Consider the following 16,665-nt stretch of genomic DNA (forward strand, 5'->3'; position numbering starts at 1 on the left):
AAAAATCATTATGAAACTATATACTATTTTAATTGCTTTTTTGATCACCTTTAGTGCTCAAGCTCAAAAAGTAGTTCGTTACGATTTACACGTTCGCGATACGATTGTAAATTTCTCCGGAAAAGAAAAACGTGCACTTACCGTAAACGGACAAATCCCTATGCCGACTTTGACTTTTACTGAAGGTGACATTGCCGAAATTTATGTGCATAACGATTTAAAAAAAGAAAACACAGCAATGCACTGGCATGGTTTATTTTTGCCAAATAAAGAAGATGGTGTTCCCTATTTAACGCAAATGCCAATAAAACCCGGAACAACTCATAAATATACTTTTCCTATAATCCAGAATGGAACTTATTGGTATCACAGCCATTCAGGTTTACAAGAACAAATAGGTTTATACGGGCTTTTTATCATCAACAAAAAGAAAGACGATCCTACTTTTAGAAAAGGTATCGACGATTTACCCACTATTCCAGTAATTTTGAGCGAATGGACAGATTTGAAACCAGAGAATGTGCAACGAATGCTGCACAATGCGAATGATTGGTTTGCTATAAAAAAAGGAACAACACAAAGTTATGCCGAGGCGATTCAAAAAGGAAAATTCTCGACAAAAGTCACCAACGAATGGAAACGTATGAATGCCATGGATGTAAGTGACGTTTATTATGAAAAGTTTTTAATTAACGGAAAAAATGAAAATCAGCTTTCGCAATTTAAAGCAGGCGATAAAGTAAGACTGCGAATTGCAAACGGAGGTGCTTCCAGTTATTTCTGGCTGACGTACGGCGGCGGAAAAATAACGGTTGTAGCCAGCGACGGAAATGATGTTGAACCTGTAGAAGTCGATCGATTGATTATTGCTGTTTCTGAAACTTATGATGTAGTCGTAACAATTCCTGAAAACAACAAATCTTTTGCTTTTTTGGCTACAGCCGAAGACAGAACAGGATCAGCTTCTTTGTTTTTAGGTGAAGGAACCAAACAGCCTGTTTCACATCTTCCAAAATTGAAATATTTTGAAGGTATGCAAATGATGAATGACATGATGAAAATGAACGGCGAAATGAATGATATGGGTATGAAAATGTCACTCAACAAAATGGACATGAATGCCGTGATGTATCCTGAAATTTCTGGAGAAGATGAATCAATGAAAAAAGAAAATCATTCGAAACATAATATGGGCGACATGAAAATGTCAACTGATACAACTGAAACTGCCGAAATCACAACTCTAAATTATGGAATGCTAAAATCTCCAACGATAACAACGCTGCCCAAAGATGCTCCCGTAAAAGAACTACGTTTTGAATTATCAGGAAACATGAATCGCTATGTTTGGAGTTTAGACAATAAAGTAATTTCTGAAACAGATAAAATCTTAATCAAAAAAGGTGAAAACGTACGTATTGTATTGTACAACGGATCAATGATGCGCCACCCAATGCACTTACACGGACACGATTTTAGGATTTTGAATGAACATGGCGATTATTCTCCGCTGAAAAATGTTATCGACATTATGCCAATGGAAACAGATACAATCGAATTTCAAGCAAATGCTGATGGTGATTGGTTTTTTCACTGTCATATTTTATATCATATGATGGCAGGAATGGGACGTATTTTTACTTATGAAAATTCAGCTCCAAATCCGTTGATTCATGATCCAAAAATGGCAGACAAAATGCTGAAAATGGATGATCGTATGTTTCATTTTATGGCCGAAAATGATTTTGCTTCAAATGGAAACGATGGAGAAGCAATGCTTGGCAACACTCGTTGGAGCATTGGAACAGAATGGCGATTGGGTTATAATGACAAACATGGTTATGAAACTGAAACACACATTGGCCGATACATTGGAAAAATGCAATGGTTTATGCCTTTTATAGGTTTTGACTGGCGATACCGAAAAATGGGAATGGATGAACAGGAACAAAATATGTTTGGTCAAACTAATACCAAAGACAATCGTTCGGTTTTTAGTGCTGGTATCGAATATACTTTACCAATGCTTGTAAAGGCACAAGTTGAGGTTTTCACTGATGGAAATGTGAGAATACAGTTTGAACGAAAAGACATTCCGCTTTCTAGACGCTTACGAATGAATCTAATGTGGAACACAGACAAGGAATATATGGCTGGTCTAAAATATGTAGTAGGCAGAAACTTTGGGATCACAACGCATTATGACAGCGATATGGGTGTTGGATTTGGAGTGAATTTGAATTATTAATTGTTTTTAAACTATATAAGTAATTCAAGTTACCGTTGTCTAATTATTTTCAACACATAGAAATATAGCTTTTAAAGTCAAAAATAGGCGTTTCACTTTTTTTCTCCTTTTCTAGACATAAAATCTATATTTCTATGTGTTGTATTGTTTTACAATTATACCGAACAGATAATTAACAATAAATTTAATGCTTTTTTGATACGTATTAACTTATTGTTGACAATTTCCAAAACTAAATCGTATTATATTTGAACTAACATTTTTCAATCAAAAAAAGAATAACACCTAACAATTAAATTACACAAAAAATGAAAAAATTATTTACCGTTTTAGCAATCGCCTTATTTACAATTGGTGCACAAGCACAAGACACAAAACCAGCTCCGAAGAAAGAAAAAGCTAAAAAAGAATCTTGTTCTAAAAAAACAGATGATAAAAAAGACAAAAAATGCTGCTCTAAGAAATAATTACTGCGCATATTATGACAAAAGGCTTCGAATATTTGAAGCCTTTTTTTTATGTTTTTTTGCGGCGAGAAAACTCGTAACCAACTTTGACAAAGTTTTAAACTTTGTCAAAAGTTCATTCAAAAAGAAATCCTTTTAATGTTTTAATCTGTGGCAAAAAAACTTCAAAAACTATTTCACCGTTGCCACATTTCCTGTTCGTGTGAGAACTCCCCAACTTTGGCTTTCGCCTTTTATGGCTCTTCGTAAGGCCTTAAATAAAATCACATACATCAATTGTCTATACACAAATCGCTGTGGAATTAACCATATTAATTTGGTCAGTTTTTCTTTTTCAAAAATAAAAGCAATCACACTAACCAGCATATCAACCAACATAAATGCTATGTAGTAAACTAGTATTTTATGAAGACTGTCTGGATCATTATAATTCCAAAATAAACTTAAAATAAGAACTAAATCTGCCAAAGGCGCGAAAATTGGCAGCACAATTTGAAAAAGCAGAATATTAGGCAAAGCAACCATTCCTAACCCTTTATATCTTGGATTGAAACACGCATCTCTATTTTTCCAAAAAGCCTGCATAATACCATAACTCCAGCGAAAACGCTGTTTCATAAACTCTTTCAAACTTTCAGGAGCTTCAGTTACTGCCACTGCTTCAATACAATTTATAATATGATAGTCGTTTTTTAAAATACGAATTGTTAAATCACAGTCTTCTGCAAGTGTATCAGTTGTAAATCCTCCCGCTTTTTCGATTGCTTCTTTTTTAAACGCACCAATTGCTCCAGGAACAACCGTAATTCCATTGATTAAATCAAAAGCCCTTCTATCAAAATTTTGTGCCGTTGTATATTCAATACTCTGCCATTTCGTAAGCATTGTATTTTCATTTCCCACTTTTACATTTCCAGCAATAGCACCAATTTCTTCATTATTTTTCAACTGAATTCTAAAACCTTTCATTAATTGCGAAACAGCATCTGTTTTTAGTTGTGTATCAGCATCAATACAAATTACATAATCATTTTGAGTCAGCGCAATTCCGTAATTTAATGCCGATGCTTTTCCTCCATTAGGTTTCGTATGTACTTTTACTTTCGGATTATTAGCAAAAGCTTCATTGATCATTTCAAAAGTTTTGTCTTTAGAACCGTCATCAACAAAAACAATATCAAAGAAAGGATAATCCTGACCCAATAAATTTTCGATTGTTTTTACGGCATTTATTTCTTCATTATAGGCAGGAACAATAATACTTACTTTTGGAAGCTCACCTTGAAAATCGCTATAAACAGGCGGATATTTATGGTCCCTCCATTTTTTTATAAAAGCCATTACAGCCATTAACGCAATTCTTAAGAACCCCAGAAAAATAGCTACCCAAAATGTTGCTGTAATAAAATGTCCAAACCAATATCCAAAATCGAAAATGAAATTATCAAGTGAGATAAACGGTCCCTTTGCTTCTGGCATGATTTCATCTTTAGTTTTACCCAGCAAATGAGAAACGGTTGTAAACTGAATATTTCTGTCTTTAAAATATTTAATAATTCGAGGTAAAGCTTCAACAGTAGCTTCTCTGTTTCCGCCTGCATCATGAAGTAAAATAATTCCTTTATCAGGATTTGCCTCATATTGTGATATTGTTCTCTTATAAATAGAATCAGCACTTACACCTTTTTCCCAATCATTGGGATCGATACTTTCACCAACGGTATAATAATTTTGGGCTTTACTTAAAGCAATTGGTTTCAGCTCAGCTTCTGTGGTTGGCTCAGCATCTGCATTGTAAGGTGCTCTAAAAAGAACTGTGCTTCTTCCCGTAACCGCTTCGATTAATAATCGTGTCGTTTCCATTTCCTTAGCGGCTCTTTCTGGACTTACCAAAGCAATATTAGGATGCGTAAACGTATGATTGCCTATTTCGTGACCCTCGTTATAAATTCTTTGTAGTAACGGAATATTGTTTTCTCCTTGAATACCAATGACAAAAAATACTGCGGGTACTTTTTCCTTCTTTAAAATATCTAAAATCTCTGGTGTATAAGTAGGATCTGGTCCGTCATCAAAAGTTAAAATAACTTGTTTGTTTACATTTCCAAATTTGCTGATTACGTATTTTGTTGGTAATTCTACATATTTCTGTTCTGTAATTATCGTTTCGTCCTTATTGATTTCCAACTCAATTTTTCCAGGTGCAGGATCGGCAATAACATTTAATATTTCTCCATCGCCAATGTATGCAGGACTTTCTATTCGTGTATTGACACGTTTCATTACTTTAAAATCGAAAGGTTTTTTCTTAAGACTTTCGTTTGTTAAACTTCGATGATAATAAGTCCATAAACGTTGATCTTCACTTCCTAAACGCCATAAAGCGGTTCCTGCTAAGCCATATTCGTCACTAAACCTGATCGTGTTAAAATTTGTCGCGGCATCTTCAAAATCGACTTCATGTTTTTTTCCGTTGCTGTCTGTATATTTAAAGGAGTTATTGTAACTGTTATTATCAAACTTTATCGTGGCATTATATTGTTTGGCAATCGCAATTGCCTGATCATACGTGATGGTTTCTCCCTCCTCTTTTTCCTGCCAGTCGTATCCATAACCTGCAAAACATAAAATGATTTTTTCTGACGGAATTTCTTTTGCCGTTTTATCTACAATTCGTTCTATCCATTTCTGACTGCTTACAGCTCCGGGAATACTACTAGCATAATGCTCATCATAAGCCATAAGAAACATATAGTCATTATATTTTGACAATGCTTTTACATTAAAATCATCATCACCTGCCATAATATCCTGCGTGACAAGATATCCCATTGGATTCAGTTTTTCATATAATGCTTTTTGAAAAGCAATTATCGGTTCATCGCCATTCTCTTTAAATTCTTCAAAATCGATATTTATTCCTTGCAAATCATATTTTTTCAAGGTCTTTACGATATCATCAATAAGTCTTTCTCTTTTATTTGTATCATGAAGAATGCGATGAATAAGATCACCATCAAATTCGCCTTCACCCAAAGATTCATTTATATTGTTAATTAAAGGAAGTATTTTGACTTTTCCTTTTTTCATTACTTTTAATGCTGCAGTGTCAATTTCTGTTCGCAATAAATCAGTTTTGGGATCAATAAAAAACCATTCTGGAATGACCATATTGAGTTTATCAATATTTTTTTGGAGTGAAAATAAACTTTGTGGATCCCAATCTACATAAAAAGCGGCTCTAACTTCTGAAGCTGTTTTTGAAACGGCCGGCTGTTTTTTTAGTTTATCTATTTTAGTTTTTGCTCTTAAGAAATAATCAAACCCCTTAAACTTTTTAAGCTCTTTATCCGTCAGATTTTTGGGCGTAACAGGATTTTCTAAACTATGTCCTGCTCGACTGCTATTGGCTAAAAGCGGTAATGGCGGCTTTAATCCTCTTTTTAAAGTGATAAAAAAGATGGGAACCATTAAAATAAGAATAAACAAAATAAGCCGACTTGACCATTGAAAAGTTTTCCAGCGTTTTTGAGTTACGGTCTGAAATACTTGCTTTTTACCATCCATAAACTTTTCTTTTTAGATAAATGCTATTAAAAAATTAATCTGAAATCTTTAAAGCCTTCAACAACATCAATAAAATTTGATATCTTATTATAAATGAGAAGCTTACTGCATAAAGATAATTCTTTAAATTGTAAAATTATTATTACTAAATGAAGATCGCATTAATAAACTAATTTTATATACAGCAGTAATTCCGAATAAAATTACAAAAGTAAACCCTGAAAAAAACAAACTAAAACAATAAAATTCAGCATTTTACAAAACATTACGCAAAAAAAATGACCTGTTTAGAACAGGTCATATATAGTATTTCTTTATTGCTATTTTATTTCAGTCGCACACTCCATTCAAAATCCATTTCAGAAACCTGAACTCCATCTTCGTTTGTTCCTATAGATTTCATCCAGAACGTTTGTCCGTCGCCTGTTGCAATAGTTCTTTGAATCGCATCAGCAATTAAATATCCATCATTGCAGACAAATGTAATTCTACCAGTTGCTTTTTTGCTAAAATTCCCTTTGTTGTTGGCAACAAGCATTGATATTTTTTTACCGCTTTCTTGTATTTGCGAAATCACCATAGCGCCCGTTGTCAATTCGGCTGCCATTGCTTGAACTGCAAAATACATTGAATTGAAAGGATTTTGATTTATCCAACGGTGTTTAACGCTTACTATACATCTGTCTTTGTCGATTGCCTTTACACGTACACCACATATGTATGCCGATGGCAATTTGAATAGTACAAATTTGTTGAGTTTGGAAACTGATACAGCCATAGAATTTATTTTTTTGTAAAAATACAAAAAAACTATGCACGCACAATAAATTGCTTTTACTTTCCTAAAGCAGCAGTAAAAACAGGGCTTACGAATGGTTTTCAGTCTTTTATAGCCATTTTTGAAATCCAAAATTTGTTAAAATTTTGTTAATAATCAGTACTATGCAAAACAAGATACTGTCTTTTAGCCATATATTTGTATAAGAAATTACTATATACTTTTAATCATGGAAACAACAACACCACTCATCATGGAAACAACATCAGAAAAGAACACTGCGACGTTCACACATTTAAGTACGTTGACTCAGTACATTATTCCATTTGGAAATTACATTTTTCCAATATTAATCTGGACGAGTTACAAAGACAAATCAGAATTTGTAAATCACCACGGAAAACAGACATTGAATTTTCAATTGAGTTTATTGCTTTACACTTTAGTTTTAGCTTTAATTGCAATTCCAATTTTCTTTGCTGTTATCCTGCAGAACATTCCGATGCAAGCAGTTTTTAATGACGAAAATTTTGTCATCAGAAATTTCAACTTTGAAGGGAACATTGGATTAATAAGTATTGGCTTAACAGCAGTTTTACTTTTTGCGGTATTAAAATTTGTTGAATTCTTTTTAGTGATTTATGCTTCAATAAAAGCTTCAAACGGAGAATTATATAAGTATCCGTTAACGATTCCTTTTATAAAGTAATCAACGAATTAAAAGTTATAGTCGAAACTTTACAAGCAATCAACAAGAATAGTTTCGAATTCAATCATCAATCAATCATCATCAATCAAAAAACGAATTGTTCAATCTAAAAAAAACAAAATGAAATTATGAACATTGAAAACACAAAAGCACAGATGCGCAAAGGTGTTCTTGAGTTTTGCATCTTATCAGTATTAAAAGAAAAAGACGCATATACATCTGAAATATTAGACACTTTAAAAAACGCAAAATTACTAGTTGTTGAAGGAACTGTATATCCACTTTTAACTAGGCTGAAAAATGACGGTTTACTAAATTATCGCTGGGAAGAATCGACCTCAGGGCCGCCTCGAAAATATTATGGATTAACCGAAATAGGACAAACATTTTTAAACGAACTTAGCGGCACCTGGACAGAATTATCTGATGCTGTAAATCTAATCACCAATCAAAATCAATAAGTCATGAACAAAACAGTAAATATTAACTTAGGCGGTATGTTTTTTCACATCGATGAAGATGCATATTTAAAATTGACACGCTATTTTGACGCTATAAAAAGATCTCTTAATAATTCGTCTGGTCAAGATGAAATCATCAAAGACATCGAAATGCGCGTTTCTGAATTATTAACAGAAAAACAAAAAAGCGAAAAACATGTTGTAGGACTAAAAGATGTTGACGAAGTGATTACGGTAATGGGACAACCTGAAGACTACATCATTGAAGACGAAGAAAAATCATCTCAATCTTTTAATAATTACGGTGGAAGAAAACACAAAAAATTATATCGTGATAAAGAAAAAGGTATGATTGGCGGTGTAGCAACTGGATTAGGACATTATTTTGGAATTGATGCTGTATGGATCAAAATCGTATTCTTAGTATTTGTTTTTGCAGGTTTTGGAACTGGAATTCTAGCGTACTTCGTACTTTGGATTGTAACTCCTGAAGCGGTAACAACTTCAGAAAAATTGGAGATGACTGGTGAGCCGGTAACCATTTCAAACATCGAAAAAAAAGTACGTGAAGAAATTGATTCATTATCTGATAAATTTAAAAATGCAGATTATGACAAAATGGGAAACCAAGTAAAGTCGGGAGCTGAGAGAATAAGTAGTTCATTTGGAGACTTTGTCATGACCATCTTTAAAATCTTCGCTAAATTTTTAGGCGTAATTTTAATCATGTCTGGAATTAGTGTTTTGATCATGTTGTTGATTGGAGTTTTTACTTTAGGAACTAATGTTTTTGTTGACTTTCCTTGGCAAAACTTCGTTGACGCTGGAAACTTTACAGATTATCCTATTTGGTCGTTTGGTTTGTTAATGTTCTTTGCGGTTGGAATTCCGTTCTTCTTTTTAACTTTATTAGGATTCAAACTATTGTCTCCAAGTTTAAAATCAATCGGAAACATCACAAAATACACTTTACTAGCGATTTGGATTATTGCTGTTGCAATCGCAATCAGCATTGGAATTAAACAAGCTACTGAAATTTCATACGACAATAAAACTGTAGAGAAAAAAGCACTTAGCATTAGTACAAAAGATACTTTGTTTGTAAAATTCAGATACAACGATTATTATGCAAAAGATCTGAATCACCGCAGCGAATTTGAATTTGTACAAGATTCAGCTAACAATCAGTTAATCTATTCTAATGATGTTCGTTTGCATGTCTTACACACTGATGAAGCTGCTCCTTATATTCAAATAGAAAAAAGCGCAAGAGGCAACTCTTTTATAGCAGCAAAACAAAGAGCAGAAAAAATTGATTATAAATTTCAAGTTAAAGGAAATTCTTTAATTTTGGATAACTTTTTTCTTACAGATGTAAAAAACAAATTTAGAGGTCAAGAAGTTGATGTTTACTTATACTTACCAGAAGGGCAGTTATTTAAACCAGACGCATCTGTACAAGATTATGACGATTCTGATGATGATTTTTTCAATCTGCATTTTAGCGGAAACTACAACTACAAAGTTGAAGGATCAAAAATTAAATGTTTAGACTGTCCGGCTGATGAAAATGAATATGACGATGTAGAGGAAGTAAACCAAATTGATAATGATACAGTAAAAGAAGTTTCTATTAAAATAAATGGAAAAGAAGTTCTTAACGGAAAAAAAACTAACGGAAAGCTAACCACTGATAAAAACGGAGTTGTAATTAAAATTAACTAAGCCATGATCAAAATAATCATTCATATTACAAAATTTATTGTTGCGACTATCACCGCATTATTGTTTGCCTCATGTAATTTTAACGTGAAAACAATTGAAGGAAGCGGAAACGTAACCACCGAGAAAAGAATTGTTCAAGGAGATTTTCAGAACGTAAAAGTCAGCAATGCTATCGACTTGGTAATCGAACAATCTGATGCTACAGAAATTATAGTAGAAGCCGATGATAATTTACAAAAAGAAATCATCACAAAGGTTGAGAACGGAACTTTAGTTATCCATTGCAAATTCAACTCATTCCGAAACATTACAATGAAGAAGGTGATTGTAAAAATGCCTGTTATTAATAAATTGGAAGCATCGAGCGCATCATCAGTAGAAGGAAAAAATATCATTCAAGGAGAAAACATAGAACTTGAAACTTCGAGCGCTGCAAACATGAATCTTAACATCGAATCTGACAATATCATTGTAAACTCAAGCAGCGGAAGTGATGTTAAGATAGAAGGAAAAGCATTGAGAATTCAAACAAAAGCTTCTAGTGGTGCAAACATAGATGCAAAGAAATTACTGGCAAATGAAGTTCAAGCAAAAGCTTCAAGCGGCGGAAGCATAACGGTACATCCTATAGTAAGTTTAAAAGCAGATGCATCGAGCGGAGGTGATATTGATTACGACATTGCACCTAAAACAATCGAAAAAAATGTAAGCTCAGGCGGAAGTGTAAGTCAGCACTAAGCAGCTCTTAACTGTTAAATATAAAAGAAATCATTCATCAAAAGTGGATGATTTTTTTATATTTGCTAAAATCAAATCTAGAATTAATGAAAAAAAATACTGCACTGCTGCTATTGCTTTTAGTAACAACATTAACTTTTGCTCAAAAAAGAGAAAAAATAAAAGGTTCTAAAATTGTCACTACATCAATTAAAGAAGTAGGAAATTTTGATGCTATTGAAGTGGAAGACAATATAGAAGTTTACCTTGAAAGAGGAGAAAAAAACGAAATTAAAATTGAAGCTGATGATAACATTCATGATATCATAGGAATGGATTTAAAAGAAAAAACACTTCGTTTATTCACTTCAAAAGAAAGCACTATTTTTAAAAAACTTGCTGTACATATAACATACACTAACTCGCTGACAAAAGTGAGTGCAAAAAATGATGCAATTGTATATGCAATTCAAGAAATTCAACTAGACGATATTACGTTTAAAAGTATTGATTTTTCAAAATTATTCTTGAATGTAAACTCAAAAAAATTCAATTTAGTTGCTGATGACAGATCAAGAACAGAACTAAATCTAAAATCGGAAGAAGCCAGTTTACAATTGAGCAAATATGCCTCAATAAAAACCTTAATTTCTGCCATGAAATTTAAATGCGATTTGTATCAAAAAGCAAGCGCAACAATTGAAGGAATTACAGAAAAAGCTACGATTCGTTTAGACAACAACTCTGTTTTTACAGGAACAAAATTTACTTTGAAAGAAGCAAATATCACAACTGAAGGTTCTGCTGTAGCCTCTATTTTAGCAGAAACAACTGTCGCAATAGCAGCTGGAGACAAGTCTGAAATTTCATTATTGGGTGATCCAAAAATAGAACTTACACGCTTTAGCGAAGAAGCAAAACTGATTAAAAAACCAGGAGCGCCAAAAGCAAAAACAACAACATTGTAAACAGCTTTCTAAATCACTAGTATTTAGAAGAAACCAACATAAACAAAAAGTCCCATTCAATTAAGAATGGGACTTTTTTCATATTTGCATTTTTCACATTCAAAGAACATGAAAACTAAATCTTTCAATTTATTCTTTTGAAGCTAAATATCTTTCAGCGTCAAGCGCAGCCATACAACCAGTACCAGCAGCAGTAATTGCTTGACGATACACATGATCTGCAGCATCTCCAGCAACAAAAACACCTTCAACATTTGTTTTAGACGTTCCAGGAGTATTTACGATATAACCTGTTTCGTCAAGAGTAATATAATCTGCAAAAATATCTGTGTTAGGTTTATGACCAATTGCTACGAAAAATCCAGTTGCAGGAATATCAAAAACTTCACCTGTTGTTTTATTTTTAGCTTTTATAGCATGAACAACATTTTCGTCACCTAAAACTTCAACAGTATCGTGGTTCATTAAAATCTCGATATTTTCAGTTTTACGAACACGTTCTTCCATAATTTTAGAAGCTCTAAATTTTTCGCTTCTTACTAACATGGTAACTTTTTTACAAAGCTTAGATAAATAGTGTGCTTCTTCACAAGCAGAATCCCCTGCTCCAACAATTACAACTTCTTGATTACGGTAGAAAAATCCGTCGCAGACAGCACAAGCAGAAACTCCACCGCCCATTTGTAAATAATGTTGTTCTGAAGGTAATCCTAAATATTTAGCAGATGCACCAGTAGAAATAATTACTGTTTCACAGTGCAACTCGATTGTATCATTAATCCAAACTTTATGAATATCACCTGAAAAATCTACTTTTGTAGCCCAGCCATCGCGGATATCAGCACCAAAACGTTTTGATTGTTCTTGCAGTTGAATCATCATTTCTGGTCCTGTAACACCATCAACATAACCTGGGAAATTTTCAACTTCATTAGTGGTAGTCAACTGACCTCCAGGCTGCATTCCTTGATATAATACTGGATTCATGTTTGCTCTGGCTGCATAAATTGCCGCAGTATAACCCGCAGGACCAGAACCTATAATAAGGCATTTAATTTTTTCGATTGTATCTGACATAACGTTATAGTATTTTTTGTGATGCAAATGTAAACTTTATTATAAAAAATAACACCCAAAATAAATCCGAAATAACTATCCTAAAATAAGTTTTATTTATTTTTCGTTTTTTCTTTTGTAAACAAAATTTATTACTATATTTGCATCCGCTTACGGGCAGTACAACAAATACATCTTCGGGGTGTAGCGTAGCCCGGTTATCGCGCCTGCTTTGGGAGCAGGAGGCCGCAGGTTCGAATCCTGCCACCCCGACAAAAGCCGAACAGAAATGTTCGGCTTTTTTGTTTTTAATTCCATTATGGAATGTTTTACAAGAAATTGTAGCACCACAGAGTAACTAATACTTTTTTTCTATTACTAAAAAATAATCCTCTCTAATAATTTTTGAAGCCTAAAAATTAAGAAATTACTAATGGAACACAAAAATTTTGCCTTTATAAAGGCAGACAAAAAATTGATTAAAATTTTCTTTAACGACATTACTATTATAAAAGGACTAGGAAATTATGTAGAAATTCACACCACATTCAATAAAAAATATCTCTATTACAAAACGTTAAAAGACTTAATTCAAAGTTTACCCAATGAGTTTATGCGTGTTCATAATTCATATATAGTAAATTTGACAAACATTGAATATTTTGAAGACAATCAAATTGTAATAAAAGATTTAAAAATTACAGTAGCAAAAAGCTACAAAGATTGCTTTGTAAATGCAATTAATAAGATAATGCTATAAGTTAATTATATAAAAGAGAAGTCAAAGTAAATAATATAACCAGCAAAGTAAATAATAAAATTTTGAAGCATTTTTATTCGTTCTAATTTCGATAAAAATATCATTATTATGAAAAAAGAAATTGCAATAAATTATATTGAAACACACAACCTTATAGGTGTAAAAGCAGGCTTGCACAGGGAAACCTTTTTAGACATTTGGATGATCGTTGTTAATGACAGAATTTTTGCCCGATCATGGGGCTTGGCCGAAAAAAGTTGGTATAATACTTTTTTACAAGACCCTAAAGGACAAATAAAATGTGGCGAAAATATTTTTAACATTAAAGCAATTGTTCCAATTGACAAAAACGACTTAACTCCAGTAATAAACAATGCTTACTTAACAAAATACAATACAGATCACAATATTGAATATGCAAAAGGAATAATTAAAGCAAAACATATTGAAAAAACTTTAGAATTCATTATTACAGAATAATTAGACAGAGGATAACGTAGTTTCCAAACCATTCATTCAAATTACAATTTTAAAGCTTATGTTATTATTATACACAAAGTCTTTTCAAGAAAATGAAAAGACTTTTTTTTGCTTCAAACTTAAAATGCAATTGAACAGCTATCGCATCCCGATTTTGATCGGGATGACCACAGCAAATTACAACCTATTGCACTGGAGTTTTTACAAACACCCTTATAAAATAAAAGTTCCTGATAAAATCAGAAACCTCTATTTTGTAATCGGAAAAAAGTAATGACTTAAAAACTATATCCCAGTGCCAGATTGAATCTTCGTCCGTTCCCTCTAGTATAATTCGCATTGCTTCCGTAAAACTGTGAAGTAGTTGGATAATAGGCCGTATTGAAAATATTCTCAAGACCAAATTTCACTCTAATCTGATTGGTCACTTTATATGCAGAAGCAAGATTCCACAAATTAAAAGATTTAATCGGACCTTCACCAATAGCATAAGCTCCTTTAGCATTTGGCATAAAAACATCGCGATCCCCAACATACATATAGTACAATTCCAGATTTAATTTTTCGTTTCCGAATTTTGCGTAACCAGTCACTTTTACCGGCGGTATACGATTTGACTTTAAATAAATATCGGTTGGACCATAGAAAGTTCCATCAGAATCTTTATCTCCCCTGCCCTGTACATAAGCGTAATTTCCTCCAATAGTAAGCTGTTTAAGTAACTGATAATCCAACTGAAACTCATTACCCCATACTCGTTCCGGCAAACGTTCGGCTACCAGTAGTCCGTCAACCTGAATTAAATTGGTTCCAAGTTTTGAAGTACTGTAATAAAATGCCGCACTCAGATTCAGTTTTCCAAGCTGACTGCTAAAGCCTCCTTCGTAATTGTTTACAATTATGGGTTTAGTTTGTAATTTTGACACAGCATCCTCTGTAGCCGCCGTCAGCACCCTTCCTAAATCAAATATTGAAAAAGCCTGTGAATAACTTACAAAAGGATTAAAGAACTTAAATCTTGAATATCTGATTCCCGTATTGATAACAAAAGCATCATAACTTAGGTTTCCACCTTTAACAGCAATACTTCCAGCGCCACCAGCACCTTTAGCTATGGTATTGTAATCTTCGATGTCAATTTTTATATTCTCGGCACGAACACCGAATTTTACCGTAAAATCATCAAACCACTGTGTTGATAACTGCATATAAGGTGCTAGGTTAACCATATCAATATTAGGCACCCAGACACGGCCGTCTACCAATTTTTGATTTGTTTTATCATTTAAAATATCCACCCCGTAAGTAACATCTCCGCTAATTTTTGAGGATAGAACAAAAGGAGTATTTAAGTATAATCTGAATCCTTTTTTAGTTGATGCAGTCTGAGACTGACCTCCTCCATAAAAGAATGTTGAATTAGAGAAGACTGTTTCAAAATCCTGAAAATAAATATTAGCCGTAAGACTCGTATTTCCAAAGATTTCCCTGTTAAAATACTGAATATTGGCATTGTGATTGTATTTTGTACCTTCATCAACACCAGGTCTATTTCCGAGAATCCCAATGGCAGGGCTTACCCCGTATATCCCATTTTTAAGAATATAATCAGAGTCTTGATTCGAGCTGAAATAATTATACATTACATCCACCCTCTGTTTATCGGTAAAATCATAGCCTATTTTTGTAAAAACATTATAGGTTTTAGTTTCTCCCAATCCATATTCAGGTGAAATTACTTCACCTTCGGCATCCCTGAAAACACCCGTCTTATCATATGAACCAGCTACAATGTAACTGAACTTATTGATTTTTCCATAAAACTGCTGCACAAACCTGTACCCAACGACACTGTCTCCTTGTACATTTCCAGAAGTTCCCGCCTCGCTGTATCCTCCAAATTTCTTCTGAGTTTTAGGTTTTTTGGTTATATAATTGATTAATCCTCCGTCAGCACCATTTCCATATATGGCAGTAGCACCTTTAATAACCTCAATACGTTCAATAACTGAAGGATCAATTGAACGAATCTCTCTTCCTGCCGATTTTAAAGGCGTTGACTGTGGTATCCCGTCAATAAGAACTAGTGGATTTCTCCCGCGTAAAGTTTGACCGTAATTACCTGTATTATTTGTTGCCGACCCTAACCCCGGAACAGCGTATGCTACGATATTTGCTATATTAGGACTAACAATTGAAAGATCTTCAATTTCCTTTGATGTTATTACCGTTACAGAAGATGGTGTTTTTGATAATGTTTCAATCTTCCTGCTTGCGGAGACAATTATCTCCTTAAGCTCATCACCGTTATCAAGATATTCCATGCTGCCAGGTTCCGTCGTCTTATCCGAAACGGTCAGCTGAAGATTAATTGTAAGGGTTTCTCCTGAATTTACAGCGATTTCTTGTTCTAAAGACTGATATCCCTTAGAAAAAATTTGCAGTACATACATTCCAGCTTTTATCTCATTAAAAAGAAAACTCCCCTCTGAATTTGTTACTGTTGTGTATTTCGTTTTTTTTAAATTAACGGTAACTCCCGCCGCTGGAGCACCATCTGAGGTAATAATTTGACCTTTTATTTTTCCCTGATTTTGTTGCGCGGAAACAAGACAGAAAGAAAACAAACAACTAAATATAAATAAAAACTTAGCTATTCTCGCATTAAAATTTTTCATTGGTTTTAGATTGGTTACTACTTTATTGTTTTTATTTAGAATAATTAAAAA

General features: G+C 33.3%; 13 protein-coding genes and 1 tRNA gene. 10 read left to right on the plus strand and 4 right to left on the minus strand.

The genetic code is table 11. The features are described 5' to 3' along the window. The first annotated feature begins 10 nt into the window (after nt 1-10). Nucleotides 11-2,248: a multicopper oxidase family protein gene (locus tag B0A81_RS12740; RefSeq protein WP_089058405.1), complete on the plus strand. Its 2,238-nt coding sequence runs from the start codon at nt 11-13 to the stop codon at nt 2,246-2,248. 308 nt (nt 2,249-2,556) lie between these two features. Beyond that, entirely contained in the window at nt 2,557-2,715 is a 159-nt protein-coding gene (locus B0A81_RS21635) for a hypothetical protein (protein WP_165765113.1), read from the plus strand. A gap of 171 nt (nt 2,716-2,886) precedes the next feature. On the opposite strand, the gene B0A81_RS12745 is transcribed toward B0A81_RS21635, so the two are convergent. Continuing rightward, nucleotides 2,887-6,282, minus strand: coding sequence for a polysaccharide deacetylase family protein (locus B0A81_RS12745; protein WP_089058392.1), 3,396 nt, complete (start codon nt 6,280-6,282; stop codon nt 2,887-2,889). 325 nt (nt 6,283-6,607) lie between these two features. Beyond that, on the minus strand, nt 6,608-7,060 hold the full coding sequence (locus tag B0A81_RS12750) for a DUF4442 domain-containing protein (RefSeq protein WP_089058393.1): 453 nt from the start codon (nt 7,058-7,060) through the stop codon (nt 6,608-6,610). 253 nt (nt 7,061-7,313) lie between these two features. Here B0A81_RS12750 and B0A81_RS12755 point away from each other — a divergent pair, with 253 nt between their 5' ends. The 5 genes from B0A81_RS12755 (at nt 7,314) to B0A81_RS12775 (ending at nt 11,640) form a co-directional block, all read left to right on the plus strand. Next, nucleotides 7,314-7,769: a DUF4870 domain-containing protein gene (locus tag B0A81_RS12755; protein WP_165768066.1), complete on the plus strand. Its 456-nt coding sequence runs from the start codon at nt 7,314-7,316 to the stop codon at nt 7,767-7,769. A 128-nt stretch (nt 7,770-7,897) separates the two neighbouring features. Next, complete coding sequence (locus B0A81_RS12760; protein ID WP_008464689.1) at nt 7,898-8,230, plus strand: PadR family transcriptional regulator; 333 nt, start codon at nt 7,898-7,900, stop codon at nt 8,228-8,230. 3 nt (nt 8,231-8,233) lie between these two features. Then, nucleotides 8,234-9,955 carry a PspC domain-containing protein gene (locus B0A81_RS12765; RefSeq protein ID WP_089058395.1) on the plus strand — a complete coding sequence of 574 codons (1,722 nt, stop codon included), beginning with the start codon at nt 8,234-8,236 and terminating at the stop codon, nt 9,953-9,955. Between the two features lie 3 nt (nt 9,956-9,958). Then, a complete protein-coding gene (locus B0A81_RS12770) occupies nt 9,959-10,693 on the plus strand; it encodes a head GIN domain-containing protein (protein ID WP_089058396.1) in 735 nt (244 codons plus the stop codon). Between the two features lie 86 nt (nt 10,694-10,779). Further along, nucleotides 10,780-11,640 carry a GIN domain-containing protein gene (locus tag B0A81_RS12775; RefSeq protein WP_165768067.1) on the plus strand — a complete coding sequence of 287 codons (861 nt, stop codon included), beginning with the start codon at nt 10,780-10,782 and terminating at the stop codon, nt 11,638-11,640. Between the two features lie 129 nt (nt 11,641-11,769). On the opposite strand, the gene trxB is transcribed toward B0A81_RS12775, so the two are convergent. Further along, on the minus strand, nt 11,770-12,717 hold the full coding sequence (gene trxB / locus B0A81_RS12780) for a thioredoxin-disulfide reductase (protein ID WP_089054099.1): 948 nt from the start codon (nt 12,715-12,717) through the stop codon (nt 11,770-11,772). Between the two features lie 177 nt (nt 12,718-12,894). Here trxB and B0A81_RS12785 point away from each other — a divergent pair. The 3 genes from B0A81_RS12785 (at nt 12,895) to B0A81_RS12795 (ending at nt 13,936) form a co-directional block, all read left to right on the plus strand. Beyond that, nucleotides 12,895-12,969, plus strand: a tRNA-Pro gene (locus B0A81_RS12785). Between the two features lie 160 nt (nt 12,970-13,129). Further along, a complete protein-coding gene (locus B0A81_RS12790; protein ID WP_089058398.1) occupies nt 13,130-13,456 on the plus strand; it encodes a LytR/AlgR family response regulator transcription factor in 327 nt (108 codons plus the stop codon). Between the two features lie 108 nt (nt 13,457-13,564). Further along, nucleotides 13,565-13,936, plus strand: coding sequence for a DUF2255 family protein (locus B0A81_RS12795; RefSeq protein WP_089058399.1), 372 nt, complete (start codon nt 13,565-13,567; stop codon nt 13,934-13,936). Between the two features lie 278 nt (nt 13,937-14,214). Here the strand turns inward: B0A81_RS12795 and B0A81_RS12800 are convergent. Beyond that, nucleotides 14,215-16,665 (minus strand): TonB-dependent receptor (locus tag B0A81_RS12800; RefSeq protein WP_244281418.1); only part of this gene is annotated, 2,451 nt, incomplete at its 5' end.

It is taken from the genome of Flavobacterium plurextorum (assembly GCF_002217395.1).
GTDB classification, from domain to species: domain Bacteria; phylum Bacteroidota; class Bacteroidia; order Flavobacteriales; family Flavobacteriaceae; genus Flavobacterium; species Flavobacterium plurextorum.

What these genes read in the sequence shown, in the direction of transcription:
- B0A81_RS12740 (WP_089058405.1), top strand. Translation starts at nt 11, where the DNA reads ATGAAACTATATACTATTTTAATTGCTTTTTTGATCACCTTTAGTGCT.
- B0A81_RS12790 (WP_089058398.1), top strand. Translation starts at nt 13,130, where the DNA reads ATGGAACACAAAAATTTTGCCTTTATAAAGGCAGACAAAAAATTGATT.
- B0A81_RS12760 (WP_008464689.1), top strand. Translation starts at nt 7,898, where the DNA reads ATGAACATTGAAAACACAAAAGCACAGATGCGCAAAGGTGTTCTTGAG.
- B0A81_RS12765 (WP_089058395.1), top strand. Translation starts at nt 8,234, where the DNA reads ATGAACAAAACAGTAAATATTAACTTAGGCGGTATGTTTTTTCACATC.
- B0A81_RS12755 (WP_165768066.1), top strand. Translation starts at nt 7,314, where the DNA reads ATGGAAACAACATCAGAAAAGAACACTGCGACGTTCACACATTTAAGT.
- B0A81_RS12770 (WP_089058396.1), top strand. Translation starts at nt 9,959, where the DNA reads ATGATCAAAATAATCATTCATATTACAAAATTTATTGTTGCGACTATC.
- B0A81_RS12750 (WP_089058393.1), bottom strand. Translation starts at nt 7,060, where the DNA reads ATGGCTGTATCAGTTTCCAAACTCAACAAATTTGTACTATTCAAATTG.
- B0A81_RS12775 (WP_165768067.1), top strand. Translation starts at nt 10,780, where the DNA reads ATGAAAAAAAATACTGCACTGCTGCTATTGCTTTTAGTAACAACATTA.
- trxB (WP_089054099.1), bottom strand. Translation starts at nt 12,717, where the DNA reads ATGTCAGATACAATCGAAAAAATTAAATGCCTTATTATAGGTTCTGGT.
- B0A81_RS12745 (WP_089058392.1), bottom strand. Translation starts at nt 6,282, where the DNA reads ATGGATGGTAAAAAGCAAGTATTTCAGACCGTAACTCAAAAACGCTGG.
- B0A81_RS21635 (WP_165765113.1), top strand. Translation starts at nt 2,557, where the DNA reads ATGAAAAAATTATTTACCGTTTTAGCAATCGCCTTATTTACAATTGGT.
- B0A81_RS12795 (WP_089058399.1), top strand. Translation starts at nt 13,565, where the DNA reads ATGAAAAAAGAAATTGCAATAAATTATATTGAAACACACAACCTTATA.